Consider the following 26,743-nt stretch of genomic DNA (forward strand, 5'->3'; position numbering starts at 1 on the left):
GCAGCGGCTCCGAACCGCTTCAGCGGGGTGGACGAGCGGCGTAGGTCACCGTCGCCTCACCGCTCCGGCTCAGGACCGGCTCGCAGGAGTCGGTGTCACTCACACAGGCACCCGACCATCCCAGGAAGCGGAAACCGCTGTCCGAGATGGAGGCGGTCAACGTCTGTCCGCTGTCCGAGATCTGGAACACGCACGGTGTGCCCGGGTCGGGATTGTCGATGTCGAGATCGGCCTTCATCGCGCAGTCCTCTCCGGTCAGACTGTCCGTGATCGTGACCGTACGGTCGGACGCCCCGGTGGTCCGGACCGTGAGCGACGCGAATCCCGTACCGGTCAGTCCGGCCGTGTACGACCTCCCTCCGGACGTGATCGTGAGCTGATCGCTGCCGGGCCCTGTGCGGCTCGGCGCGAACTCGACGGACACCGTGCAGGATTCGTTGGCCCCCAACCGGTCCGAGCAGGTGCCGTCCGCGTACGAGAAACCGCTCTCGCCGGGGACGGTCGCGCGGCCGAGATCGATGGCCTCGTCGTTGGGGTTGGTGATCTGGAATTCCGCCACCGGCGCCTCCACGGACGGGTAGGTGGGCGTCAGCCCGAAGTCATGCGCGGCCGGGGTGATGACGGGCCCGGAGAGCGTGATGGGCGTCCCGCCGTTTCCTGTCGTGGTCCGGCCAGTCGTGGTTTCACCGGTCGTCCGGCCTGTCGTGGTCTGGCCCGTCGTGGTTTCACCGGTGGTCTGCCCTGTCGTGGTCTGCCCTGTCGTGGTCTGGCCCGTCGTGGTCTCACCCGTTGTCGTACCGCCACTGCTGTCGGTCCCCCCGACCCCCGAAGACCCCACGGAAGACGAGCCGCCGCCACTCCCTCCGTCGCCACCCCCTCCCCCACCGACCGCCTGCACGATCGCCGTTCCCCCCACCAGCACCGCCACCACCCCGGCGACCGCCGCCATCACCAACCGCCGGGAGTGCGCGGCCCCGGACACGGTCGGGGGCGCCGGAGGCATCGGCGGCAGCGGAGGCGGTTCCAGCAGGGCCAGGTTGGCCTGGGTGACCGCCGCGCCCGCCATGTCTCCCCCTTGGGTACGGAGGTCGAGCGCCCGTCGCAACAGCCGTCGGGCATGCTCCACGCGGTCGTGGAGGAAGTGCTGGACGCCCTGCTGATGGGTGAAGTACGCCTCGGCGGCGCTGTCCCCGGCCGCCTGCGCGGCGGTGATCCCCTGCGCAAGGGTGTTCTGCCATGCCTGCCAGTGCCCTTGGACGAACAGCACCCGCTCGACGACCGTCGCCAGCCGGACGACCGCCTGCCACTGGCGCTGCTCGGCCGCGATGCCGAGCAGGCTCAGCGCCGCGTCGACAGCCCCGCGCGCCTCCTGTCCAGCGAGGTCCCCGGAGGCCAGCCAGTCGCCCAACGAGCGCAGCGCGGAGGCCAGTCCGACGTAGTGGTACAGGATGGTCCGGTAGGACTCGGACTTGCAGACCGGCAACCCGAAGCGGTCCTCCGCCTGTTCGGCCAGACCGCGCGCCGACAGCGACTCCAGGGTCTCGGCGACATACGCGATGTCGGCCATCTGAGCGACCAGCGCTCCGGGCAGCAGCGCACCGCCCACCAGCGCGAGCACCGCCAGCGCACGCTTGGCCTGGGGGCCGACGGCCGAGATGCTCAGCTCGTCCAGCGCCCCCGGGTCGGACTCCGCCCGAGCGGCGAGTTCGGCGAAGGAACGGCCGTCGAACCGAACCAGTGCGCCCGCCTGCCGCAGCTGCAGCGGCTGTCCGCCGACAGCGGCCACCAGGCGTCGTACGGCGGCCATCTCGGGGTGTGGAATGTAGCGGCCCAGCTCGCGCGAGAGCAGAGCCACCGCCGCCGCTTCCGGCAGCCCCGGCAGCCGCTGTGAGGTCCCCAGGGTGCCGAGCACCGGTGTCGTTGCCCCGATCACCAGCGAACAGCCCGGCAACACCCTGCGCAGGTAGTCGAGTTGTTCGGGAGTGAGGGACACGTCGTCGAGTACGACGGCTCCGGTGACGTACCCGAGCGCCCGAGCGCACTGCTCCGTGCTCAGCCGTACACCGTCGGGTCCGGGATAGACGTAGAACTGCCGCATCAAGTCCTGGAGGAGGTCCTCCAGTTCGGTGCCGGCGACGCGCACGTAGCATCCACCGACGGTCGCCGCGTTCCTCAGCAGCGTGGTCTTTCCCGCGCCGCAGGGGCCGGTGAACTCCACCGCGCCCCGTTCCCGGACCGCCCTGCGGACGAGGGCCGACTGTTCCTCACGGCCGACGACGAACGGCGGCGCGGAGACGCCCGGCCCGTGCGGGAGCCGTACGAGCCGGGGGTCGGGTGTGCGCAGCGGCAGGCGCGTGAGACGGGCCCCGCGCCGGTCGGTGAGAGTGACGCTGAGATTGCCGAAGACGACACTGTTCATTCCTCCCCCTGGAATGAACGGGGCGCCAGGCAGGCGCCGTTGCGTCAACCATGGGAGCCGGTCCTGCCGGTGTCAAGAAAGGCGCTACCGGCCGTCACCCACAAGGGTGACGGCCCTCACGACACCGGAATCGACGCCCCCTTGCGATTCCTCCGGACCCTCCGGACCCTCCGGACCCTCCGGACCCTACGAGCCCTACGAGCCCTACGAGCCCAGGATCGAAGCCAGGAACTCTCCGGTCCACCCGAGCAACTCCCGCCCCATCAACGGCTTCCCCCCCACCTTCGCCGTCTTCGGCCGCGGCACCAGTACCTGGTGCACAGCCGGCTTGATGACGGTTCCCGGGTACAGCCGCTTGAGACGCAGTTCCTGCGACTCCCGCAACTCGACCGGTGCGAAGCGGATGTTGGTGCCCTGGAGGACGATCTCGCCGACGCCACACGCGCGTGCCAGCATCCGGAGACCGGCGACCAGGAGGAGGTTCTCGACCGGCTCGGGCAACTTGCCGTAGCGGTCGACGAGTTCCTCGCGTACGGCCTTGACGTCCTCCTCGGTGTTGACCGAGGCGATCGCGCGGTAGGCCTGCAGACGCAACCGCTCGCCCGGCGCGTAGTCGTGCGGGACGTGCGCGTCGACCGGCAGCTCGATCTTGACCTCCAGCGGCGGCTCCTCCTCGACACCGCCCTCCAGGGAGGCCCGGTAGTCCGCGACGGCCTCGCCGACCATGCGGACGTACAGGTCGAAGCCGACGCCCGCGATGTGCCCGGACTGCTCACCGCCGAGGAGGTTTCCGGCTCCCCGGATCTCCAGGTCCTTCATCGCCACGTACATGCCCGCGCCCATCTCGGTGTGCTGGGCGATGGTCGCGAGCCGCTCGTGAGCCGTCTCCGTCAGCGGCTTCTCCGGGGGGTAGAGGAAGTAGGCGTAGCCGCGCTCGCGGCCACGGCCGACCCGGCCGCGCAGCTGGTGCAGCTGCGAGAGGCCGAAGTTGTCGCCGCGCTCCACGATCAGCGTGTTCGCGTTGGAGATGTCGATGCCGGACTCGACGATCGTGGTCGACACGAGGACGTCGAACTTCTTCTCCCAGAAGTCGACGACGACCTGCTCCAGCGCCTGCTCCGACATCTGGCCGTGCGCGGTCGCGATGCGTGCCTCGGGGACGATCTCCCGCAGACGCGCGGCCGCCCGGTCGATCGACTCGACACGGTTGTGGATGTAGAAGACCTGGCCCTCGCGCAGCAGTTCACGACGGATGGCCGCGCCGATCTGCTTCTCCTCGTACGGCCCCACGAAGGTGAGCACCGGGTGGCGCTCCTCCGGGGGCGTCGTGATCGTCGACATCTCGCGGATGCCGGTGACCGCCATCTCCAGCGTGCGCGGGATCGGGGTGGCCGACATGGTCAGCACGTCGACGTTGGCCCGCAGCTTCTTCAGCTGCTCCTTGTGCTCGACGCCGAAACGCTGCTCCTCGTCGACGATGACCAGCCCGAGGTCCTTGAACTTGGTCTCGGAGGAGAACAGCCGGTGGGTGCCGATGACGACGTCCACGGAGCCCTCGCGCAGGCTCTCCAGGGTGGCCTTCGCCTCGGTGTCCGTCTGGAAGCGGCTGAGCGCCTTCACGACCACCGGGAACTGCGAGTACCGCTCGGAGAACGTCCCGAAGTGCTGCTGCACCAGCAGGGTGGTCGGGACGAGGACCGCGACCTGCTTGCCGTCCTGGACGGCCTTGAAGGCGGCCCGTACGGCGATCTCCGTCTTGCCGTAGCCGACGTCGCCGCAGATCAGGCGGTCCATGGGAACCGACTTCTCCATGTCCTCCTTGACCTCGGCGATGGTGGTCAGCTGGTCGGGGGTCTCCGCGTACGGGAAGGCGTCCTCCAGCTCGCGCTGCCACGGGGTGTCCGGTCCGAAGGTGTGCCCCGGGGCCGCCATCCGCGCGCTGTACAGCTTGATCAGGTCGGCGGCGATCTCCTTGACGGCCTTCTTCGCGCGCGCCTTGGTCTTGGTCCAGTCGGCGCCGCCGAGCCGGTGCAGGGTGGGCGCCTCGCCACCGACGTACTTGGTGATCTGTTCCAGCTGGTCGGTGGGGATGTAGAGGCGGTCGCCGGGCTGGCCGCGCTTGGCGGGGGCGTACTCGACGACGAGGTACTCACGCGTGGCGCCCTGCACGGTCCGCTGGACCATCTCGATGTAGCGGCCGACGCCGTGCTGTTCGTGGACGATGTAGTCGCCCGTCTCCAGGGTGAGCGGGTCGATCGTCTTGCGGCGCCTGGCGGGCATCCGGGCGCCGTCCTTGCCGGCCGCCTTCTGCCCGGTCAGGTCGGTCTCGGTCAGGACGGCGAGTCTGAGCGACGGGTCGACGAAGCCGTACTCGATCGAGCCGCACGCCACGTGCACGACGGACGGGGAGATCTCCCCGAGGTCGGAGTCGAGGCGGGCCGCGACGCCCTCGCCGCCCAGCACCTCGACGGTACGGGCGGCCGGTCCGTGGGCCTCGGTCACGAAGACCGCGCGCCAGCCGTCGGCGAGCCAGCCCTTGGTGTCGGCGAGGGCCTTGGCGGTGTCGCCGCGGTAGGTCTCGGGCGCGTGCATGCCGAGCTTGAGGGTGTCCGCCTCCAGTTCGAGATCCGCGGCGAACGGCGACACCGACCACCACATCATGTCCAGTTCGCGCGCGCGGTCCCGGACGTCGGCGATGGACCACAGGGAGGCCGCGCCGACGTCGATGGGCGCCTCGCCGCCGCCCGCGGTGGCCGCCCAGGAGGCCTGGAGGAACTCCTGCGAGGTCGCGACGAGATCGGACGCACGCGTGCGTACCCGCTCCGGATCGCATACGACGGCCATGGCGCCCTTGGGCAGGACGTCGATCAGGAGCTCCATGTCGTCGACGAGCACCGGCGCCAGGGACTCCATGCCCTCCACGGCGATCCCCTCGGCGATCCTGCCCAGCAGCTCGCCCAGCTCGGGGTGCTGCTCGGCGAGGGCACGCGCGCGTGACCGTACGTCGTCCGTCAGGAGCAGTTCCCGGCAGGGCGGGGCCCACAGGCCGTGTTCGGCGACCTCCAGGGAGCGCTGGTCGGCGACCTTGAAGTAGCGGATCTCCTCGACGTCGTCGCCCCAGAACTCGACGCGCAGGGGGTGTTCCTCGGTGGGCGGGAAGACGTCCAGGATGCCGCCCCGAACGGCGAACTCGCCGCGCTTCTCGACGAGTTCCACACGCGCGTAGGCGGCCGCGGCGAGGGCCTCCACGATGGTGTTCAGGTCGGCGGTCTGTCCCGTCCGCAGGGCGACCGGTTCCAGGTCGCCGAGGCCCTTGACCTGCGGCTGGAGCACGGAGCGTACGGGCGCGACGACCACGGAGACCGGGCCGGTCTCGGGGTCGTCGGGTCGGGGGTGGGCCAGGCGCCGCAGGACGGCCAGACGGCGGCCGACGGTGTCGCTGCGGGGGCTGAGGCGCTCGTGCGGGAGGGTCTCCCAGGACGGGTACTCCACGACCCCCTCCGGCGGGAGCAGGGAGCGCAGGGCCGCGGCCAGGTCCTCCGCCTCCCGGCCGGTCGCCGTCACCGCGAGCACCGGCCGGCCCGCCTCGCGCGCGAGGGCGGCGACCGCGAAGGGGCGGGCAGCCGGGGGACCGACCAGGTCGACGTGCATCCGGTTGCTGTCCTGGGCGGCCGCGATCGCTTCCGCGAGGGCGGGGTCCTTGACGACGGCGTCGAGCAGACCGTGCAGGCTCATTCTGGCGGCTTCCGTCCGGGGGGTGTCTGGGGGGTGGGCAACGCGAAGGGCCCGACGCGGTGACCGGCCGGGGGGTCTCCAGCGTACGACGCGGCGGCGGCCGGTGCGGGGGCTGTGGATAACGCCGGTTTTCCGCCGGGTCCGTTTTCCACAGGCTCCGTTTCCACGGAACGGGTGCGGGGGCGGGCCCGCGGTTTTCTCGCCCCCGCCGCCCCTACCCGTCCCATCCCCAGGGGCGCTGCCCCTTCGACCCCGTTCCTGGGGCTGCGCCCCCAGAGGGGGTGCCCCCAGACGGACTGAAAAGCACGAACCCGGCGCCGAGAAGTCCCCCGTGACTTCTCGGCGCCGGGCGTTTCCCCCGTCCCCAGGGTGGCTACTCGGTCGCGATCGCCTTCAGGACGTTCATCCGGCCCGCCCGGAACGCCGGGATCAAGGCGGCGAACAGGCCCACGAAGGCCGATCCGACGAAGACCGCCGCGATCGTCGGCCAGGGGATCTCCAGGACCTTCAGGCCCTCCAGGGCGAGGAGCTTCTGGGCGGTCGCGCCCCAGCCCATGCCGAGGCCCAGGCCGAGCAGTGCCCCGAAGAGGGCGATGACCACCGACTCCATGCGGATCATCCGCCGCAGCTGGCGCCGCGAGAGGCCGATCGCCCGCATCAGGCCGATCTCCCGGGTCCGCTCGACCACCGAGAGCGCCAGGGTGTTCACGACACCCAGGATCGCGACGATGATCGCGAGGGCCAGAAGGCCGTAGATCATGTTCAGGAGCTGCCCGATCTGGTCCTTGAGGGCTTCCTTGTAGTCGCTCTGGTCGCGCACGGTGTACTGCGGGTAGTCGTGCAGCGCCGACTTCAGGGACTTGTACGCGGCGTCCGTCTGCCCCTCCTTCGCCGAGGCGAAGACGAGCTGGTCGAGGGGCATCTTGTCGGCCGGCACGTACTTGGCGAGCGTGGCGATGGAGATGTACTTGGAGCCCGCGTCGATGATTCCGTCGCTGCTGGTGATGGCCCGCACCGTCAGGTTCGCGGTGGCACCGTCGTCGAACGCCACCTTGATCTTCGAGCCCAGGCGGATGCCGTGCTCCTTGGCGAACCTCTCGTGCACGGACATCGAGTCGGGCTGGTAGGCGTCGGCAAGCTTTCCGGCGACCGTCTTGGTCTGCAGGTCGGTCGCGTACGTCGGGTCGGCCGCAGTGATGTCGGTGTTCTTGAGCGTCTTGCCGTCGGGGGTCGTGTAGTCGGCCTCCGTGATCTTGTACTCGGTGACCCGCTCAAGACCCGGCGTGTCCTTGACGGCCTTCACAGCCGCCGGGGTGATCAGCTGCCCGCTGTCGGACTGGATGATGAAGTCCGTGCCGACCGTCTTGTCGAGCTGGTCCGTGGCCGAGGCGACCATGGACGAGCTGACGACCGACAGACAGGCGACCAGCGCGAGGCCGATCATCAGGGCGGCGCCGGTCGCTCCCGTACGGCGCGGGTTGCGCAGGGCGTTGCGCTCGGCCATGCGGCCCACCGGACCGAACACCCTGAGGACGACCGCGCCCAGGACGCGCACCACGCCACCGGCGAGGAGCGGGCCGATCACGACGAAGCCGATCAGGGAGAGCACCACGCCGAGGCCGAGCCACGAGGAGCCCTCCTTGGCCTTGTCGGCCTCGGCGGCGAGGTAGAGGGCGTAGGCGCCGCCGCCGGTCAGGACGGTGCCCACCAGGGCCCGTATGCGGCCCGCCTTGGCGTCGGCGGGGGCACCGGCGTCGCGCAGGGCGGCCATCGGCGAGACCTTGCCCGCGCGGCGGGCCGGCAGCCAGGCGGCGAGGACGGTGACGACCACGCCGAGCAGCAGGCCGACCACCGGGGTCGTCCAGGCGACGGTCAGATCGCTGGTCGACAGGTTCATGCCCATGGAGCCCATGAGCTTCATCAGCCCGATCGCGAGCCCGACGCCCGCGCCGACCCCGAGCACCGACCCGAACACGCCCAGGAGGAGCGCCTCGGCCAGCACGGACCGGTTGACCTGCTTGCGCGAGGACCCGATCGCCCGCATGAGGCCGATCTCGCGGGTGCGCTGCGCGACGAGCATCGAGAAGGTGTTGATGATCAGGAAGATGCCGACGAGGAAGGCGATCCCGGCGAAGCCGAGCATCGCGTACTTCATGACGTTCATGAAGCCCTCGACGTCCTTCTGGTTGGCGTCGGCGGTCTCCTTGGCCGTCTGCACCTTGTAGCCGCCGCCCACCTCGGCCGCGACGTTCGTCTTCAGCTGGGTGTCGGTGACACCGGAGGCGGCCGTGACGTTGACGTTCGTGAAGACGCCCGTCGCGCCGACCAGCGCCTCCTGGGCGGTCTTCGTGTCCAGGTAGAAGATCGCCGCACCGGGGTTGGTGACCTGGAACTCGGCGACTCCGGAGATCTTCGCGGTGTGCGTGCCGACGGCGCTGATCACACCGATCTCGTCACCGAGCTTCAGGTGGTGCTTGTCGACGGTGTCCTTGTCGACCATGACCTGGCCGGAGTTCTTCGGCGCCGTACCGGAGGTGATCTTCATGGTGCGGGCGTCGTTGCCGTTCCAGCTGCCGACGATGGTCGGGCCGCCGCCGGACGGCGAGAGGCTGTCCTTGTCGGCGTCCACCACGGTCACCGAGGTCGAGAAGACGGTCCCCTCCGCCGACTTCACGCCCTGCGCCTCGCGCACCTTGGTCAGCACGGAGGCCGGCATGACCGGCGGCTTGCCGTTGTCCGAGGTGGTCTCGCCGCTGTCGGAGGCGCCCTTGGCGCTCACCGTCACGTCCGAGGACGTGGCCGCGAAGAGCTTGTCGAAGGTGGTGTTCATGGTGTCGGTGAACACCAGCGTCCCGCAGACGAAGGCGACCGACAGCAGGACGGCGACGGCCGACAGGGCCATGCGTCCCTTGTGCGCGAAGAAGTTGCGCATCGAGGTCTTCATGACGGTCATGACGTGCGCCCCCGGGCGTCGAAGTCCTTCATGCGGTCCAGGACGGCCTCGGCGGTCGGCTTGTACATCTCGTCGACGATCCGGCCGTCGGCGAGGTACAGCACCCGGTCCGAGTACGAGGCGGCCACCGGGTCGTGCGTGACGATCACGATGGTCTGCCCGAGCTCGTCGACGGACTTGCGCAGGAAGCCCAGAACCTCGGCGCCCGCGCGCGAGTCGAGATTTCCGGTCGGCTCGTCACCGAAGATGATCTCGGGCCGGGCGGCCAGGGCGCGGGCCACGGCGACGCGCTGCTGCTGTCCGCCGGAGAGCTGGGTGGGCCGGTGCTTGAGCCTCTGTGCGAGCCCCACGGTGTCGACGACCCTGGCGAGCCACTGCTTGTCGGGCTTACGGCCCGCGATGTCCATGGGCAGCGTGATGTTCTCGAGCGCGTTGAGCGTCGGAAGCAGGTTGAACGCCTGGAAGATGAACCCGACCCGGTCCCGGCGCAGCTGCGTGAGCTTCTTGTCCTTCAGGCCGGTGATCTCGGTGTCGTCCAGATAGATCTGACCGCTCGTCACGGTGTCGAGTCCGGCGAGGCAGTGCATGAGGGTGGACTTGCCGGACCCCGAGGGGCCCATGATCGCGGTGAACTGTCCTCGCGCGATGTCCACGTCCACATGGTCGAGGGCGACGACGCGGGTCTCGCCGGACCCGTACGCCTTGACGACCTGCCGCGCCCGCGCGGCAACGGCCGTACGCCCGCCAGTGCCCCCGTGCCTGGTGATGGTCACAGCCGATGTCACGGTATGTCTCCTATGTCGGTCATTGGATGAACAGCCGACCGCTGGGGCGATCGGTTCGATTGCTCGGGTACGGCGTTCAGTCTGGTCCCGCGAGAGGGTCCGCCGCGCTGGTGCTCAGCACCCTCTTCTACGGGGGAAAACCCCACCCCCGCGGATCCGGTCGACCTCCCCCTGCCGCTCCCCAACGGCGTAAAGCCAGGTTAAGGACGGACCGTGGCCCGTCTCCTCCTCCGGCGGTACGAACCCGCCCCCAGCCGTAGTACGGAGATACCCCTAGGGGCAGTCCACCGGCAGGTGGAGGCGATCTAGGGGTCGGCTCCACCCTCCGGTCCACAGAGGCTGCACCCTGCCGCCGCGTGAGGGTCAAGTGGGAGAGTGGTCGCCGGCAGATAGATGCAGGGGGAAGGAATCGCGTGGACGACACCAAGCCGGCGATACGGGAGTCCGGGCGGCGCGTCTCCACGAACCGGCGCGGGGCTGTCGTAGCGGCCCTGATGCTCGCGATGGCACTGGCGGCCCTGGACGCCACCATCGTCTCCACGGCGGTCCCGCAGATCGTCGGCGACCTGGGCGGCTTCTCGGTCTTCTCCTGGCTGTTCTCCGGCTATCTGCTGGCCGTGACGGTGACGCTGCCCCTGTACGGCAAGCTCTCCGACACCTTCGGGCGCAAGCCGGTGCTGATCGCGGGCTCGGCGCTGTTCCTGCTCGGCTCCCTGCTGTGCGCGGTGGCCTGGAACATGGGCGCGCTGATCGCGTTCCGGATCGTGCAGGGCCTCGGCGGCGGCGCGCTTCAGGGCACGGTCCAGACGCTCGCCGCCGACCTGTACCCGCTGGAGGAGCGCCCGAGGATCCAGGCCAAGCTGTCCACGGTGTGGGCGGTGGCGGCGGTCGCGGGCCCGGGGATCGGCGGGGTTCTGGCCGCGTACGCGGACTGGCGGTGGATCTTCCTGGTCAACCTGCCGATCGGCGCGGCCGCGCTGTGGCTGGTCGCCCGCCACCTGCACGAGCCGGTCCGGGAAGCGCGCTCCACGCGCGCGCGTGTCGACTGGGCGGGCGCGCTCGCGGTGTTCGCCTGCGGGGGCGTGCTGTTGACGGCGCTCGTGCAGGGCGGGGTGGCGTGGGCGTGGCTGTCGTGGCCGTCACTGGCCCTGTTCGGCACGGGACTTGCTTTGGTGGCCGCCGTGGTCCTGGTCGAACGCCGGGCGGCCGAGCCGATCATCCCCGGCTGGGTGTGGCGCCGCCGCACGATCGCCGCGGTGAACCTGGCGCTCGGCGCGCTGGGCCTGCTCATGGTCGCCCCCACGGTCTTCCTGCCGACGTACGCCCAGTCCGTGCTCGGTCTCACCCCGGTCGCCGCCGGATTCGTGCTGTCCGTATGGACGTTGAGCTGGCCGGTCTCCGCGGCGCTCAGCCAGCACGTGTACCGGCGCATCGGCTTCCGCAACACGGCGATGCTGGGCATCGGCGCGGCGGCCGTGATCCTCTTCGCGTTCCCCTTCCTGCCCTACCCGGGCGCGGCCTGGCAGCCGACCCTCCTGATGCTGCTCCTGGGCGCCGCGCTGGGCCTGTTCCAACTCCCCCTGATCGTCGGGGTCCAGTCGACGGTCGGCTGGACGGAACGCGGCACGACGACCGCGTCCGTCCTCTTCTGCCGCCAGACCGGCCAGACGGTCGGCGCGGCGGTCTTCGGTGCGGTCGCCAACAGCGTGCTGGCGGACCGCCTGGGCGGCGCGAGCGACCTCGACTCCGTCACGCGCGCGTTGGACGCCGGTACGGCCCCGGAGGCGACCCGCGCGGCGATCGCGGACGCGGTGCACATGGTGTACGTGGGGGCGGGGTGCGCGGCGGCCCTGGCGTTCGTGGCGCTGTTGCTGCTGGCGCCACGGAGGTTTCCGGTGATCGAGGAGCGGTGAGCCTACGCGCGCGTGCACCTCGGACACCGGCACGGCGGGAAACGGCCGGCCAGATCGATCGGAGCGTCCCTCCTGGACGGCTGATACGTCACGGTGGGTCCCCAGGTGCGACCCCCGTCCCGCGAGACCTGGAGGGTGATCTGGGCCCCCGCCATGCCCTCTTCCTGCTCTTTCGTGAGGTCCACACCATCGCCTTTCACTTTCTGTACTGATGCATGCACAGAGTGACGCGACGCTGGGTACGCTCGGAAGGTAGCCGAGCGTGACAATGGGGTCCGCACGAGGGGGAGTTGATCGGTGGCGATCGAGGACAATCCGCTGACGAGGCAGCAGTACGGCGCCGAGCTGAAACGACGCCGGGAGGCGGCCGGACTCACGCAGGAGGAGCTGAGCGTGCGTGCCGTGATGTCGCGCACGCACATCGCGCACATCGAGGCGGGGCGGCGGAGGCCGGACGTGGAGGACGCGCGGCGGCTGGATCAGGTGCTGGAGACGGGCGGCTTCTTCGAGAACTTCCTGCCTGCCCTGGACGGCAGGAAGGTGGCGGAACACTTCGCGGAGGCGCTGGAGTTCGAGGGGAGGGCGACGGAGATCCGGGAGTACGCCCCCAAGTTGGTGCCCGGCATCCTTCAGACTCCGGCCTACGCGCGCGAGGTGCTCAGTTCGGGCGCCTCGCCCAAGAGCGCCGACGAACGTGACGAGCTCCTCGTCACGCGCCTCGAACGCGCCAGCATCCTCGACGACTTCCACTCACCGAAGGTGTGGATCCTGCTCGACGAGGCGGTGCTACGGCGACCGATCGGCGGTCCAGAGGTGATGTGCGAGCAGCTCCGGCACATCGCGACCCTGGGCGAGGGCAACCGCATCCGGGTCCATGTGCTGCCCTTCTCCGTCGGCTACCACGCCCTCATGGAAGGCTTCGTCTCGCTGATGTGGTTCGAGGACCTGCCGCCCATCGCCTACGCGGAAGGCCTCAAGTCCGGCCGGATCCTGGAACTCCCGTCCGTGGTCCGGGAGTGCCAGGTGTCCTACGATCATGCGCTGGGCGACGCCTTGTCGCACCGTAAGTCCCTGGTATTGATCAGGTCGGTCGCAGAGGATTACGAGCATGAAGCGCAACGAGCACAGCATCCCTGACGCCTCTGCCCTGATCTCGTGGCGAAAGTCCAGCTACAGCGGCGGAAGCAGCGGCGACTGCCTCGAAGTGACCGACACCGCCCACCCGTTCGTCCCCGTCCGCGACAGCAAGCTCCCCACGGGCCCGGCGATCGTCTTCTCCGCTCCCGCCTGGTCCGCGTTCGTCGCCGACGTGCGTCACAGCTGATCGTCGTCGAAGGCGTTGCGCAGGTCCGCCAAGTCGCTGGGGTCGCAGGGCCTCAGCCGGGCCTGTCGGGCCACTCCCACAACGGTCTCGGCGATTCGCTGGACCACGTCCTCGTACTCACGACGGTCGCCGGTTTCCAACAGGCCGCTCAGTCCCTCCTGGATGTACCTCCGGCTGAGGGACGCCGACGAGTACTGGATGCTCCGTGCCGCCAACGGCAGTTGTTCCTCATCCGTGGGGAGCCAGATCACGGGCACGATGGCCGACACCGCCCGACCGTCGAGGGAGGCGCCCCACTCCATTCGCCGGTGGAAAGCGTCGAATTCCCTGCCGCACCATTCGCTCTTGAAGTAGCTGGGCGAATAGAGGGGGACGAGCACCTGGGCCTCGGCCAGTGCCCGCCTCAGCTCCTCCTCCCAACTCGCCCCCGGGGGAATCGCCCTGTCGTTGAAGCCCGTGGTCGATGGTTCAGAACCGGTGATCTCCGAGACGCTCCTGCTCAGGTCCCTGAAGAACCGCGACTCCAGGTCGCGCTGGCGGGATCCGACGGACGGCCTACGGGCATAACTCAGATAGAAGACCGGCGGCGTGGGACCCGGTTGCGTGAAACCCGGCGCAGGATGGATCCGCCACGCCTTCATGCCGGTGGGAGTCTCCCGCACAAGGGCGCAGAGCCGTCCGTCCTCGTCGATCAGCACCGCTCCCGGAACGACGTCGTTCAGCTCCCGTGAGACGGATCGGAGCTGGAGGCCCGGTGTTCCCAAGGCTCCCGCGTTCCGGAACCAGAGCGCGGCGAAGGGCCGGCTGTCGTCGGCCACGACAGCCACCGCTTCCCGGGACAGTTCTTCAGAAAGACTCAGCAGGGCCAGCCCCGCCGGACCGAATTCCTGCACCCGAGTCACGTCAAGACCTCGACCGAGGAGTCGATGAACGCGCAGTACCCCCGGGGCCGGGTCGACGACGCCGGTCACGACCGTGTTGGTTCCCACGACGACCCCGGTTCCGATGAACCGGCCGTCTCGGGTGATCCACACGAGCGACGGTTCAATCCGTCTGATCCCCTCACTGCTCGCCAGCGTCCGCATGATCCTGAAGCGGACCGACATGTCCTTCGTCTTGATCACTGACACGGCATGCGCAAGCGCACCCGGGTTCGTTCCCGTCACCTCGACCAACTCGGCCGGCTCGGAGTCCTTTTCCCAGAACCGCCCCCGGGGACCGAGCGAAAGCCGGACGTACCGCACTGCCTCGTCCCAGGTGAAGTCGTCCAGCTCAAGGTGCTCGTGAGGCATGACCACCCTCTCCGCGCGCACGGAGCAGGTCACCAGCATGCTGCCGTACGCATCCGCCACCAGCGGCAGCCGATCCACGAAAGCGAGAACTTCCGCCGTTGCTCCATCGAGGACCAGCAGCAGGTCGGGATCGCTCGCGAAGTGGGCGTAGACGTCCGCCATGAGAGAGTCCACGTCGACCACCTCGCCGTGGCGGATGACGCCCAGGTCGCGGGCGTATCTGACGAGATCCTCCTCCAGGACCTCGCGGCTGTGCCCTCTGACCCATCGGACGGTTGTGAAGTCCATGGCCAGTTCCCGTGCGCAGGCGATGGCCAGCGTGGTCTTCCCGGCGCCGGGATGCCCCGTCAGCACGACGATGCTCGGACCCCTGGAACCGCTTCCGCGCGAGCGGCTGCCCCTGCGCAGTACCTCCAGGACACGACCGGTCTCCGACCGCGGGACGTAGTGATCCGGAAGCGGGGGGACCTTGTTCGACGCCCCCGCCGAAGAGCCCTCGTCCCCGTCAGAGCCGACGTCCCCGTCAGAACCCTCGTCCCCGTCAGAGCCGACGTCACGCCGTCGCCGCCATGGAAGCGACCACCCTCGACGGCTCCGCCACCCCGCCTCGACCTCCTCGGCGTCGTCCTGATCCGGCACCAGCACCTGGCCCGCGCCACCAACGCCCAGCCGCGCCGCCAACGCCGCGTAGTCACCGCCCGCCCCGCCGATCACCGCCAACGCCACCTCCGCGAACGCCCGGCTCTCCGCAGGCAGTTCGACACCGTCCAGGCCGCCCTCCGCCCCGGCGGCCGTCAACAGCGCCGCGAAGTCCGTCACTCCACCCAGCGTCCGGGACACCCGTTCGCTGACGCCCGCCATCACCTCCCGAAGCACCCGCAGCGACTCCGTGCGCGTCAGGCGGTCCAGCAGCGCCTCGCGGACACCGTCCCGGAAGTCGTACAGGACCGTGTCCGGATCCTCTCCCGGGCGGGCCGGTGAGCGGCGGACCAGGAGGCCGGAGAGGAAGATCTCTGCCAGGTGCATGGGGGTCGACGACGGCAGCATCGTCTGCTGGACCAGCCGCATCACGGGCAGGCTGAGCGGGGCCGCCGCGAGGAGGCGCAGAAGGCGGAAGGCTTCCGGGGAGTAGCCCTCCTCGAAGCGCTCGATCCACGCGGCCGGGGTGGTCCGGTCGTCCTGCTGGTCGACCGCCGGGCCGGGACGGTCGGCCACGGTGAGCGGGTTAGCCAGCAGCGGGGTCCAGTCCGTGGCCCGGCCCGCGACCAGGCGTGCCCACGGATCGAGCCAGGGGCCGGAGAGCTCCAGCACCGGCAGCCAGCTGATCCGGGCCCGGTCGGCCGCTCCCGCGCGCCCTCGGGCGATGCCCGGCAGGGGTCCGGAGGAACTGACCTCGATCGTCGCGCGGGCCACTTCCGTACCGCGGGCCCGGACCGCCGAGGTACGCAGGGCGGTCCGATGCCACAGACGGCTGGGCAGCACTTGGAGCGCGGCCACGGGGCGCTCCCGGGACCATTCGGCGAGAGTTCCGGGCAGTTCGGTGCCGTACCAGGCCGGGCTCACCCCGTCCGTCAGGACCAGGACGGCCCTGCGGCCGGTGGGGTCGGCCAGGACTTCGCGCCAGCGGCGCGTCGGTGACACGGCCCGCGTACCTCGCCGGAAGGGCGACAGGCGCGGCTCCGGCTTGTCCGTGTGCAGCGCCCAGGCACGTACGTCGGCGAAGGCGCCGTGCCGGGTGAGGAGGGTACCCAGTTCGTCCGCGAGTCGGTGCCAGACCCCCATCGTCGTACCCGTGTCGATCAACAGGTCGACGGAGAAACGGAGTTCGCTCGCCGGGCGCAGGACCGGAAGGAGTAGCCCGGTGTCGCCTGAGGTGGCGGCCGTGGCCTCCACGTCGAGGACCCGGGTACGAGCGGAGGAGACCGTCTGGCGCAGCGGGCGCAGGGCGCGGGCCAGGGGCAGGGCGTCGGGGAGGGCGTGCGGCTGGGTCACGCGGACGGCGTGCGCGCCGCCGGGACGCGGCGGTGCCGTGCCGGTGCCTCCGGGCAGGTGCAGGCGGGCCGAGGGGGGCCGCGGACCGGTGTCGTGAGTGGGGTGGGGCACGGGCGGGGGAGCCGGCAGCGGACCAGAGCCCTGCGCGCCGGTCGTCGGGTCGGTGCCGTCACCGATCCGGGCCCAGTCCAGGGGGCCTAGACCGCTGAGCCGGGCGATCCACAGGACGTCGAGGGCGTCGCCCGCGTCCGGGCGGCCGTCCGGGTTCAGCAGCCGGGCGAGTTCCTCGCGCAGGACGGCGTCCGGGACGGTCGACCGTGGACCCGGGTGCGGCCCGGCCGGCGAAGCGTCTGAGGAGCCTCGCGCCCTCACGTACCCGGCGGACGCCCAAGGCCCCCGCCACCGCCCCATCACCCCCGGTCCAATGGCCGCAGCAGGTGGTCCCGCACCAGCTCCCGCCCCGTCTCCCCGTCCCACAGCCCACGCTCCGCCATCAGGAGCGCGTTGAGCAGTTGGTCGTTGGCCAGCGCTCCCATCTCCCGCTGCCGGGTGAGGAATTCGGCGATCAGCTCGGACCGCGGCCCGACCGCGGTGTCCGTCCCGCCGAGATGGGCCGCGACCATGCCGGCCAGTCGCTTCGGGTCCGGGGTGCCGATCTCCAGGCGGATGCAGCGGCGCAGGAAGGCCATCGGGAACTCTCGCTCCTCGTTGCTGGTCAGCACCACGAACGGGAACTCCGCGCAGGCCACTTCGCCTCCGACGACCTCGACCGGTCGGCGATCGGCGGTCATCACCCGCTGTGCCCCGCTTCCCAGCCGGGCCAGTTCGGGGATGACGAACTCGCCTTCCTCGAAGACGTTCAGCAGATCGTTGGGGAAGTCCATGTCGCTCTTGTCGATCTCGTCGATCAGCAGGACCCGCGGGCGCCGCCAGGGCAGCAGTGCGGTGCCCAGCGGGCCGAGCCACATGTACTGGCCGATGTCGGGCGGTTCGGCTACCGGGCCGCCGAGGTCGCCCCGCAGTCCAGCGTTGCGCAGTCCGGCGTCGTAGAGGCGGCCCACGGCGTCGTACTCGTACAGCCCGTCCTTGAGGGTCGACCTGCTGGTGATCGGCCAGCGCAGCACCGGCCCCAGGTCCAGTTCGTGCGCGACCGCGTAGGCCAGCGTGGACTTACCCGTGCCTGGCTTGCCGGTGAGGAGCAGGGGGCGGCGCAGGTGGAGGGCGAGATTGACAAGGTGGATCTCGCGTTCGCCTGCCTGGTAGGCGGCGCCCTGGCCCCGTCGGCCCAGGTGGCGCTGAACGGCGTCGTCGTCAGGGGCGGGCGGTGGTTCGGGGAGATCACCGGGGATCCCGCCCGCATGTCGGAAGGCGCGCCAGGGAGGCGCCTCGGGCAGTCGGTGGATGCCCTCGTGCGGGGTGCCGGTACCCCGGTAGACCCACCAGTCCTGCGGCTCGGTCATGCTGCTCCTTCACCGGTTCCGGCCCCGCGGGTGCCGGGCATCTGGCTGTTCTGGTTCCTGAAGACGCATGACGGGTCGTCCCAGAGCAGGCTGATGTGACTGCCCACGCTCAGCGGGTCACGGCGGCGCTGTTGTCGCGCCCCACGGACGCTCTCGGGCAGCTCGGCGAGCAGAGCAGGCGGACAGCCGTGGCGCAGTGCGTCCAGCAGCAGCCGGGGGTCGCCCGCGTCACGCCGCCAGACGACGACGGGGATGCCGTCGTACATCAGGGCGTCACGAACGGCCTCCCGCATGAGGGGGTCGTGCAGTTCGTACGGGGCACCCAGTCCCAGGCAGGTCAGATCCTTGTGGTCGCGCAGCCAGTCCTCCACCTGCGCGGCGTCGGTCAGCCGCAGCGGCGGGTACCGGCCGGGCGGACAACTCCAGCCTGTGTCCTTGGAGTTCACGGTGTCGGGGCCCATCCATCCGATGCGCTCCAGCGCGTCGCCGGGCTCGCAGTCACGGTCGAGCGCGTCCCAACGGCGGGCCCACTGATGATGGATCGAGCTGTCGTCGTAGCGTGTCAGGGACCGTACGACGACCTGGCAGCCATGGCTCAGCGGAACCCCGGCGGGACCTCCCGGCCACAGCTCGACGGGGTGGCCGAGCAGTTCGTCGGGGAGCAGGAACTCGTAGCGCGTGACACCGCCCGCGCCGGAACCCGCCTGTTGGTGCCAGGTGAGCAGGAACTCCCGTCCTCGAAGGTCCAGTTCGGCTCCCGGAAAGACCTCGGTGGGGTCCGTGGCTCGGTGGAACCGCGGCTCGTCGGCGCCCGTGCGGTCGTAGCGGAAGCCGCGGAGGAAGTAGCTGCGCCGTGTGAACGGCATGTGCGCCTCGACCGGCGGGCCCGCCTCCTGAACCCGTATCTGGATGATGACCTGGCACTCGCGGCCCTCCGGCTCCGGGAGCGCCTCCCCGGGGGAAGGACCGGCGGCGGCGCCACGCCGGCCCGGGACACGAGCGAGCAACCCGGCCAAGCGTTCGCCCTGTTCATGGGCCCGCGCCTCCTCCGCGAGCAGTCCGAGGAAGTGCGTCATCCGGGTCAGGGGGCCGCCGGGTTCGGCGGGGTCCTCCTGGGCGTCGTAAAGCCCCGACAGTGCGACGGGGAGACCGTCGGCGTCCAGCGGGCGGCCCGCTCTGCGCCGCTCGGCCTTGTACCGATCGACGGTGCTCATGCCGAACTCCGGTGGTAATTCCCTCAGTTCGTGAATGAGATGGAGCATGTACCCGGCGGGCAGCGGGCCGGAAGCGGTGAGGACGGTGACCGCGAGCGCGAACCAGTGGGCGCCGACATCCTGCGGCTCGGCCTCCAGCAGCACGTCCCGCAGCTCGGGCAGGGTCCTGGTGCGGCGGCTGGTGCGGACGACCTCCCTGAGATGGTCACGGGGCCGGCCGTGCTCCCGTACGACGTCCCTCAGCTTGGGTCCGACGTCGTAGACGAGGTCCAGACGGCTCTGGCGCGTCTGGAGTCCCGGGATGTCGGCCAGGATGGCCGCCAACAGTCGGTCGTCCCGCCACGAGTGACCGGGCATCCAAGCACCTGCCCGGCGCGACCACGGGCGTCGGCGGCCCACTTCACTCCTCCCCGAGGTCCAGCCCGGCGCCGACCAGCACCGCCCGCACGCCGGCTGTGCCCACATCGTCCGGGGCGATCTCCTCAAGTGCCACGAACAGGGCCTTCAAGGCCGCGTCGCGGGTCAGGGTGCGGCTGACGGCGCGGACGAGAGACCGCAGATGCGTGCGGGTGTCGGGGCTTTCGGGGGCGGGGAACGCGTGGCCCAGGCCGAGGTGCTCCCCCATCATCAGCACCAGTTCGTTACGGACGGCAAGCGTGTGGATGCCGGTACAGGCCATGAGGGCGTCGACGAGGGCCCTTTGGTCAGGGAACGTGAAGGTGGCACGGGGCGGTTGCGGGGACGGGACCGGAGCGGGCTCCGTGACCGGGGCGGGCAGCTCCAGGGGCTGCCGGGCGGCTTCTTCTCGGGGTGCCAGCATGGGCACCGGCCCCAACTCCGGCACAGTTTCGTACGGCTGCCCGGTCAACAGCCGCAGCAGCGGCTCCGCGCCGGGAACGGTGAAGTCCTCGACCCGGTAGTAAGTGGTGGTGGCGCCGCCCAGCCAGTCGGGCAGGTCGGTAGCGGATCCGTAGGGCAGGACGACGGGAACGATCCGGCCCAGGGCCCCGGCCGGATCCTCGTAGACGAGTCTTCGCAGCAGGCCGGCCTCCCACTGCACGCCCATGCCCTCGCCCGCCGCCGCGTCGCCCTCTGCGCGCCGCTTGTACTGGGGCGAGGCGACGACGAGGGCGTAACGACTGTCACGGATGCCGCGCAGCATCCACAGGGACCAGTCCTGACGCCGTTCATTGGCGGGCAGATCCAGTTCGGCGTCGATTCCGCAGGACCGCAGGAAGCGCCAGAAGTCCCGGACCCGGTCCACGTGTTTCTGATCGTCATGGGCGTACGAGATGAACACCCGCGCAGACGACGTCTCACTCATGTGGCCTCCCCCTTGCTCACCGCGCACCACAGAGAGTGAGTTCATGATGACTCAACAACGGCTACCGGGCTCCCTGTTTGACGGCACAGACCAAAAGTCTGCGTTAACGCGGGTAACACCGCAGGTCGGATAAGTAAGCGCATACCGACCGATCAGTTTGGTGAAAGGGGTGTACAACTCCGAACCGGTGAGTAACGTACGGGGCTCCGCTCACCCGTCCAAGGAGCACCGGGATGTCGCCCACCTACCCCTGGCAGCCGCCCGAACCGGTCGAACCGGTCAGGCGAGCCCCGCGTCACCGGTCCCCGATCGGGCACCACAGCGATCTGCGGGTGCTGCGCGGCGCGTATCGCCGGCAGCGGCGCACCGCCACGTTCACCGCGCTCGGGTACTTCACGCTCTTCCTGGTGCTGTCCGCGTACGCCCCGTCCTTCATGGCGAGCAGCGTCACCGACGGACTGCCCACCGGGCTGCTCCTCGCCCTGCTCCAACTCCCCGTCACCGGGCTGGCGATCGCGGTGTACGAGCACACCGCGCGCCGCTACGTCGACCCGCTCGCGGACCGCATCCGCAAGGAGTCCGAGGTGGACGCCAGGCGAGGGGCGGGCGCCCGGTGACCGGCTTCAGCGACTCCGCGCAGGCGATGAGCCTGGTGGCGTTCTCCGCCGTCGCCACCCTCACCCTCCTGCTGTGCGTGATGACCGGCCCGGACGGCGACGACCTCGACGAGTTCTACACCGGCTACAGCTCCCTGTCCGCCATGCGCAACGGCCTCGCGATCGCGGGCGACTACATCTCCGCCGCGACCGTCCTCGGCACCGGCGGGGTCATCGCTCTTTACGGCTACGACGGCATCGTCCTCGCCCTGAGCACCGCCCTGTCGCTGATGCTGCTGATGTTCCTGCTGGCCGAACCCCTGCGCAACGCGGGCCGGTTCACCATGGGCGACGCGCTCGCACGCCGGATGCCGGGACGCGCGGTACGCATCGCCGCGTGCCTGGTCACCCTCGCCGCGCTGCTGCCGCTGATGCTGGTGCAGCTCGCGGGGACCGGCCAACTGCTGGCGTTCATCCTGGGGTTCTCCGGTGACTCACTGAAGACGGGCTTCATCATCGGCCTGGGAATCCTGATGATCAGCTACGCGGCCATCGGCGGCATGAAGGGCACCGCCCTCATCCAGATCCTGAAGATGGTCATGCTGCTCGGCTCGGGCGCCCTGGTCGCCGTACTGGTCCTGAACCGGTACTCCTGGAACCCGGCCGCGCTGTTCGACGCGGCGGCCCAGGGAAGCGGGGTGGGGCCGGAGTTCCTCCGGTCCGGGCTGGAGTTCGCGGGCGGGCCGTATCCGCGCGTCGACATGATCACCTCTCAGCTCGCCGTCGTCATCGGCGGGGCGTGTCTGCCGCATGTCACCATGCGCATGTACACCGCCAACAGCGCCCGCCAGGTGCGGCGTTCGATGTCCTGGGCGGTGTCCGCGGTGGCGGTGTTCGTCCTCGTCATCACGGTCGTCGGGGCCGGGGCCACCGCCATGGTCGGGCGGGCGGTGATCGCGGCGGCGGACCCGCAGGGCAACACGGCGTATCTGCTGGGGTCGCGGGCGGCGTTCGGGCCGGAGGTGTCGACCGGCGAGACGCTTCTGTTCACCACCGTCACCACGGCGCTCTTCCTCACCCTCCTCGCCTCCGTCGCGGGCATGATCCTCGCCTGCGCCAACTCCCTCGCGCACGACGTGTTCGCGGCGCGGGCGCAGCCGATGTCACCGCGCCGGGAGATCCTGCTGGCCCGGGTCTCGGCACTGGCGGTCAGCGTCCCCACGATCTTCCTCGCGACGCTGATCCAGCACCGCAGTCTGCAGCCGCTGGTGATCCTGTCGTTCTGCGTCGGTGCGTCCGCGCTGGCGCCGGCGCTCGTGTACAGCCTGTTCTGGCGGCGCTACACGCGAACGGGACTGCTGTGCACACTGATCGGCGGCACGCTGACGGTGATCACGCTGATGCCGGCGACGAATCTCGTGTCGGGGTCCCCCGTGTCCGCGTTCCCCGAGGCCGACTTCAACTGGTTGCCGTTCACGACCACGGCGGTGGTTTCGGTGCCTGCCGGGTTCCTGTTCGGGTGGCTGGGGACGGTGGTGTCCGGGCGGCGGAAGGCGGAGGAGCAGCGGCGGCAGTACGAGGCGGTGGAGGGGTGGATTCTGGCGGGGGCGGTGCGGAGGGGGTGAGGCGGGGAGGTTGTGTGTTGGGTGCGCGCCGGTGGGGGCTGGTCGCGCCCACGCGGCGGAGCCGCATATCGATACAGCCCCGCGCCCCTGGGTGGGTTGCGGCCGCCGTCGGCCGATATGCCGCCCAGCACCTGACACCCCGTCACTCCAACGGCGCCGCCCGCCCCGTAAGCGCCGTCAAGCTGCTGCGCACATGGTCCATCTGTGCCTGTACGTCGTCCCAGCGCTCGCCGTGCTCGCGCAGCACCCGTTCCGTCTCCCGGGCAATCCGCTCCTCCCGTACCCGCGCCTCCGCGAGGATCTCCGCGGCACGCGCGTGTGCCTCCTCCTCGTGTCGCACCACTGAGGCCTCCGCCTCCGCGAAGCCCCGCTTCGCGTCCGACAGCGCCGCCTGCGCCCGGGCCATCCGTTCGGCGCCCCACGCATCCACCTCGGCGGCACGTCTCTCCTCCGCGCGCTCCAGCTCCGCCCACAGCTCCGCATGCTCCTTGGCCTGCTCGGCGAGCATCCCGATGGTGCGCTGCCGTACTTCGCGCAACGCGGCGAGCGCCTCTCCGCGCCCCTCCTTCACCTCACGCCGGGCGGTGACACGGATCTCGTCGGCCTCGGCGCGTGCCGCGAGCAGCCGGTGGCGGGCGCGGTCGTCGGCCTCGGCGCGTACGGCGTCGGCGTGCGCCTGTGCGGCATCCCGTACGCCGTCCCCGTACGCCCGTGCCTCGTCGACAAGGTGACGCGCCTCCTGCCGGGCCCCCTCCTGGACAGCCGCGGCCTCCTCCTGGCCCAGCTCGAAGAGCCGCCGCGCGCGCTCGCCGAGCGACTCGTACGTCTGCGGAGCCAGCGCCGCCACCACCTCCCGCATCCGTACCGCCTCCGCCTCCATCTCCTTGGCGAGCACGGTGAGCCGGGCGGCTCGTTCCCAGGCGGCGTCGCGGTCCCGGGACAGGGCGGCGGCGAACGCGTCCACCTGTTCGGGGCGGTAGCCGCGCCCCCGTACGGCCACGAACCCCTGGTGCGACACCGGTGCGCTGCTCATCCTGGAACCCCTCTCCGCCGAAACAACACGAACGGACACGAAATGATGATTTCGCGCACATCTTGATGTATCGGAGGGAAATGTTCATAACGCGACACTCCGCCCACGAAAAGGGCCGGACCCGGTCACATGTACCTGGTCCGGCCCTCCACGCGCGCGTGGATCAGCGGCGGGGCGTCACAGCAGCCCGTCCCACATCTGCTCAAGCAGCACCGACCACCAGCTCTCCGGCGAACCCAGGGCCGCCGGGTCGAGCGAGGCCAGCTGGGCCTGGAAGTCGACGGTCCAACGGCCCGCCTGCTCCTGGTTCAGGCCGAAGCGCAGCCGCCACATCCGGCCGAGCAGCGCCAGGCAGCGCTGGAACTCGGGCAGCCCCGTGTTCACGAACTGCGGTGGTACGGGGGTCCCGCCCGGGCCCGCCTCCACGGGCACGGCGACGATGTTCGCCGTCCCGTACTGCACGCACAGCGCCTTGCCGAAGTCGCTGCCCATGACGAGGTACGAGCCCGCGTCCGCGGCCGGCTGCACCCCGCGCTCGGCCGCCAGCTCCGCCAGCGTGGGCACCGGCCGCCCCTGCTGGGCCTGCGCCCAGAAGAACGGGCCCATGTCCAACGGCAGCCCCGCGACGACCAGCGAGTGCGCGACGACCGGCGGTACGCCCTGCCGGGACACCGCGGCCTGCTCGAACCGGAAGACACCCGGACCGAACGCCCCGGCCAGCTCCTGCGCCACGCCCTCCGGCGGGATCGGCGGCGCGGCCTGCACCGGTGGCAAGGGGGTGCGTGCGGGTGCCGGGCGGGCCGGTCCGTCGGCCACCTGGTGCAACTCGCCCTGGTGCGCGAGCAGTTGCTGCATGCCCTGCTGCCGGCTCGCGTGATCCGTGCCGTACGGTGCGATGCTCGCGATCCGCGCCTGCGGCCACTGCTCCCGGATCATCCGCGCACAGTACGCACCCGGCAGCTCGCACGACTCCAACTCGGTGTGCAGCTCCAGGACCTGGTCCGGCGGCACGTTCATGCCCCGCAGCTCGTGGAAGATCTGCCACTCCGGGTGCGGGGTCCCCGGCGCGGAACGCCGGATCAGCTGCTGCTCGGACCCGTCCTGCGCACGGTAGCGGAGGACGGCCTGGTAGCCGGGGCCGACGGTGGGCTGCGACTGGTGGGGGAAGCCGTAGGCCGACGGTTGGCTGGGGGCCGGTTGCCCGGGCGCGGGCGGCGCAGGCATGGCGTGCCCGGGCGGAGGCACAGGCCCCGGGGACGGAACGGCACCCGGCGGCGGGGGCGGGGGCGGCATCGTGCCCGGGGGCATCGACTGGGGAGCACCCGGAGCCGCCGCGGGGGCGCCCGGAACACCGGATGCGCCCGGCACGCCTGGACCGCCAGGAACGCCAGCGCCTGGTCCGCTGGGAGCGCCGGGCACGCCGGGGGGCTGCGGCGGCGGAGGTACACCGGGACCGCCGGGACCGCTGAGACCGCCGGGACCACCGGAACCGTCGGGAGTTCCGGATGCGCCCGGTCCCCCCGGGGCGCCGGAAGCGCCGGGCACACCGGGGGGCTGCGGCGGCGGAGGTACACCGGGACCGCCGGGACCGCCGGGACCGCCGGAACCGCCGGGAGTCCCGGATGCGCCCGGTCCCCCCAGGGCGCCGGAAGCGCCGGGCACACCGGGGGGCTGCGGCGGCGGAGGTACACCGGGACCGCCCACCGGGGGCGTGGACAGCACGGTCTCCGCGTGATGCACAGCCCCACTCGCGGCGCCCGGAACACCGGGGGCGCCAGGAGGCTGCGGCGCACCACCGGAAGCCGAAGGGGCCCCCGGATAACCCGGCGCACCCGTCCCCTGCGGTGCACCAGGGCCAGGACCACCAGGCGGCTGACCTACGCCAGGCACAGCCCCCGCACCCGGAGCGTTCGGAAATCCCGGTGCGCCGGGCGGATTCGGCATACCCGGGGTCCCCGTGGCGCCCGGGGTGCCCGGGGTGCCATGACCCCCCGCCGCTCCGGGCGGAGGAGGAGTAGGAGCACCTCCGTAAACCGGCGGCGCCCCGGGAGGCTGCGGTGCCCCCGACGGCCCCTCCACACCCGGCGCCGACACGAACTGGGTGGGCACATACCCGCCCCCGGGCGCGGGCGGCGGAGGCGGACTCCCCGGCTGCACACCGGGCGCACTCGGTGGAGGCGGTGGGGCCGAACCCCCGCCCTGCGCACCCCTCGACGGAGGCGCCAGCTTGCTGGTGGCGACATCGGCGATGTCCTCGGCACTCGGCGCAGGCCCGGGAGCGCCAGGCACCCCCGGCGGCCGAGCCGCCCCAGGATCACCGCCGGGCCCCTGCGGATACCCGTACGAAGACGCCCGCTGCCCACCCTCGGCCTGCGGATACCCGTACGAAGACGCCCGCTGCCCACCCTCGGCCTGCGGATACCCGTACGAAGACGCCCCCGGCCCAGACGGAGAAACCCCCGCATCCGAACCACCCGGACCCTGCGGATACCCGTACGACGCCCGGTCGGCCTCAGGCGAAGGCGGCGGCGGCGGCGAGAACACCGTCTCCGGCAACGCCACAGAGAGGTCCTCGCCCCCGTTGGTGTCAGTCCCCGTCCAGGGCCTGGCCCCGGCGGGCACCTCAGGCCCACCGTCCCCCTCAGCCGTGGCACCGGCACCGTCCTGAGCAGCTTCGTCCTCGCCCCGCCGGTCCCCGATCCCCAACTTGTCCGCCGCGTCCTGCAACCACTCCGGCGGCGTCAGAAGGAACGACGTCTGGTTGAGGTCGACCCGGGAGGCCGCCGCACCACCCGCCCCCACGTCCTCGACCCCGCCCTCACGCCCGTACTCCTCCTCGTACCGGCGGATCACCTCCCCCACCGGCAGCGAGGGCCACAGCGTGGCCTCCCCGCTGTCCCGGGCGATGACCAGCCGCTGGGCGCCGCCGTCCGAACGCGGACCGTCCGCACGGTCCTCCGCCCACACCACGAACCCGAGGTCGAACTCCCGCACCCGCACCTCACGGTGCTGGTACGACGGCACGTCCCCGTTGATCCACTCTTCCGCGCGCTCCTGCGCCTGCGCGAACGTCACCAT

15 protein-coding genes are annotated in these 26,743 nt (G+C 71.0%); 5 read left to right on the forward strand and 10 right to left on the reverse strand.

Features of this window, described 5'->3' with window-relative positions; genetic code table 11:
* Nucleotides 1-19 precede the first annotated feature (19 nt).
* The 4 genes from AB0D34_RS37015 to AB0D34_RS37030 all read right to left on the reverse strand — a co-directional run bounded on the left by AB0D34_RS37015 (nt 20) and on the right by AB0D34_RS37030 (nt 9,892).
* Nucleotides 20-2,419, reverse strand: a complete 2,400-nt coding sequence (locus AB0D34_RS37015) for a hypothetical protein (protein ID WP_362669939.1) — start codon at nt 2,417-2,419, stop codon at nt 20-22.
* A gap of 204 nt (nt 2,420-2,623) precedes the next feature.
* The gene (mfd, locus tag AB0D34_RS37020) at nt 2,624-6,154 is read right to left on the reverse strand and encodes a transcription-repair coupling factor (RefSeq protein ID WP_362669942.1); all 3,531 of its coding nucleotides are present in this window, start codon (nt 6,152-6,154) and stop codon (nt 2,624-2,626) included.
* A 373-nt stretch (nt 6,155-6,527) separates the two neighbouring features.
* Nucleotides 6,528-9,107: an FtsX-like permease family protein gene (locus AB0D34_RS37025; RefSeq protein ID WP_362669944.1), complete on the reverse strand. Its 2,580-nt coding sequence runs from the start codon at nt 9,105-9,107 to the stop codon at nt 6,528-6,530.
* A complete protein-coding gene (locus tag AB0D34_RS37030; protein ID WP_362669946.1) occupies nt 9,104-9,892 on the reverse strand; it encodes an ABC transporter ATP-binding protein in 789 nt (262 codons plus the stop codon). Before AB0D34_RS37030 ends, AB0D34_RS37025 begins: the two co-directional genes overlap by 4 nt.
* 413 nt (nt 9,893-10,305) lie before the next feature.
* Between AB0D34_RS37030 and AB0D34_RS37035 the strand changes: the two genes are divergently transcribed.
* From AB0D34_RS37035 to AB0D34_RS37045, 3 genes are all read left to right on the forward strand, one after another.
* The gene (locus tag AB0D34_RS37035) at nt 10,306-11,805 is read left to right on the forward strand and encodes an MFS transporter (RefSeq protein ID WP_362669948.1); all 1,500 of its coding nucleotides are present in this window, start codon (nt 10,306-10,308) and stop codon (nt 11,803-11,805) included.
* 297 nt (nt 11,806-12,102) lie between these two features.
* Entirely contained in the window at nt 12,103-12,942 is an 840-nt protein-coding gene (locus AB0D34_RS37040) for a helix-turn-helix transcriptional regulator (RefSeq protein WP_362669950.1), read from the forward strand.
* Nucleotides 12,914-13,129, forward strand: coding sequence for a DUF397 domain-containing protein (locus AB0D34_RS37045; protein ID WP_362669952.1), 216 nt, complete (start codon nt 12,914-12,916; stop codon nt 13,127-13,129). Before AB0D34_RS37040 ends, AB0D34_RS37045 begins: the two co-directional genes overlap by 29 nt.
* Here AB0D34_RS37045 and AB0D34_RS37050 read toward each other — a convergent pair.
* From AB0D34_RS37050 to AB0D34_RS37065, 4 genes are read right to left on the reverse strand one after another with little or no spacing between them, the layout of a single operon-like run.
* Entirely contained in the window at nt 13,120-16,785 is a 3,666-nt protein-coding gene (locus AB0D34_RS37050) for a TIR-like protein FxsC (RefSeq protein ID WP_362669954.1), read from the reverse strand. The genes AB0D34_RS37045 and AB0D34_RS37050 overlap by 10 nt on opposite strands.
* A gap of 38 nt (nt 16,786-16,823) precedes the next feature.
* Entirely contained in the window at nt 16,824-17,873 is a 1,050-nt protein-coding gene (locus tag AB0D34_RS37055) for a MoxR family ATPase (RefSeq protein WP_362669956.1), read from the reverse strand.
* Nucleotides 17,870-19,444: a hypothetical protein gene (locus AB0D34_RS37060; RefSeq protein ID WP_362669958.1), complete on the reverse strand. Its 1,575-nt coding sequence runs from the start codon at nt 19,442-19,444 to the stop codon at nt 17,870-17,872. The genes AB0D34_RS37055 and AB0D34_RS37060 overlap by 4 nt, the downstream gene beginning before the upstream one ends.
* A 43-nt stretch (nt 19,445-19,487) precedes the next feature.
* Nucleotides 19,488-20,411, reverse strand: coding sequence for a TIR domain-containing protein (locus tag AB0D34_RS37065; RefSeq protein WP_362669961.1), 924 nt, complete (start codon nt 20,409-20,411; stop codon nt 19,488-19,490).
* Nucleotides 20,412-20,644: 233 nt separating this feature from the next.
* Between AB0D34_RS37065 and AB0D34_RS37070 the strand changes: the two genes are divergently transcribed.
* Together AB0D34_RS37070 and AB0D34_RS37075 are read left to right on the forward strand one after the other, a co-directional pair.
* The gene (locus AB0D34_RS37070) at nt 20,645-21,028 is read left to right on the forward strand and encodes a DUF485 domain-containing protein (RefSeq protein WP_362669963.1); all 384 of its coding nucleotides are present in this window, start codon (nt 20,645-20,647) and stop codon (nt 21,026-21,028) included.
* The gene (locus AB0D34_RS37075) at nt 21,025-22,632 is read left to right on the forward strand and encodes a cation acetate symporter (protein WP_362669966.1); all 1,608 of its coding nucleotides are present in this window, start codon (nt 21,025-21,027) and stop codon (nt 22,630-22,632) included. Before AB0D34_RS37070 ends, AB0D34_RS37075 begins: the two co-directional genes overlap by 4 nt.
* Before the next feature lie 142 nt (nt 22,633-22,774).
* Here the strand turns inward: AB0D34_RS37075 and AB0D34_RS37080 are convergent, their stop codons facing one another.
* Complete coding sequence (locus AB0D34_RS37080) at nt 22,775-23,665, reverse strand: cellulose-binding protein (RefSeq protein WP_362669967.1); 891 nt, start codon at nt 23,663-23,665, stop codon at nt 22,775-22,777.
* Nucleotides 23,666-23,842: 177 nt separating this feature from the next.
* Complete coding sequence (locus AB0D34_RS37085) at nt 23,843-26,743, reverse strand: SUKH-4 family immunity protein (protein WP_362669969.1); 2,901 nt, start codon at nt 26,741-26,743, stop codon at nt 23,843-23,845.

Source organism: Streptomyces sp. NPDC048420 (assembly GCF_040651535.1).
Taxonomy (GTDB): domain Bacteria; phylum Actinomycetota; class Actinomycetes; order Streptomycetales; family Streptomycetaceae; genus Streptomyces.

Excerpts from the sequence above, each read along its gene's own strand:
- AB0D34_RS37065 (WP_362669961.1), bottom strand. The coding sequence starts at position 20,411 with ATGAGTGAGACGTCGTCTGCGCGGGTGTTCATCTCGTACGCCCATGAC.
- AB0D34_RS37085 (WP_362669969.1), bottom strand. The coding sequence starts at position 26,743 with ATGGTGACGTTCGCGCAGGCGCAGGAGCGCGCGGAAGAGTGGATCAAC.
- AB0D34_RS37060 (WP_362669958.1), bottom strand. The coding sequence starts at position 19,444 with ATGCCCGGTCACTCGTGGCGGGACGACCGACTGTTGGCGGCCATCCTG.
- AB0D34_RS37045 (WP_362669952.1), top strand. The coding sequence starts at position 12,914 with ATGAAGCGCAACGAGCACAGCATCCCTGACGCCTCTGCCCTGATCTCG.
- AB0D34_RS37080 (WP_362669967.1), bottom strand. The coding sequence starts at position 23,665 with ATGAGCAGCGCACCGGTGTCGCACCAGGGGTTCGTGGCCGTACGGGGG.
- AB0D34_RS37070 (WP_362669963.1), top strand. The coding sequence starts at position 20,645 with ATGTCGCCCACCTACCCCTGGCAGCCGCCCGAACCGGTCGAACCGGTC.
- AB0D34_RS37015 (WP_362669939.1), bottom strand. The coding sequence starts at position 2,419 with ATGAACAGTGTCGTCTTCGGCAATCTCAGCGTCACTCTCACCGACCGG.
- AB0D34_RS37025 (WP_362669944.1), bottom strand. The coding sequence starts at position 9,107 with ATGACCGTCATGAAGACCTCGATGCGCAACTTCTTCGCGCACAAGGGA.
- mfd (WP_362669942.1), bottom strand. The coding sequence starts at position 6,154 with ATGAGCCTGCACGGTCTGCTCGACGCCGTCGTCAAGGACCCCGCCCTC.
- AB0D34_RS37055 (WP_362669956.1), bottom strand. The coding sequence starts at position 17,873 with ATGACCGAGCCGCAGGACTGGTGGGTCTACCGGGGTACCGGCACCCCG.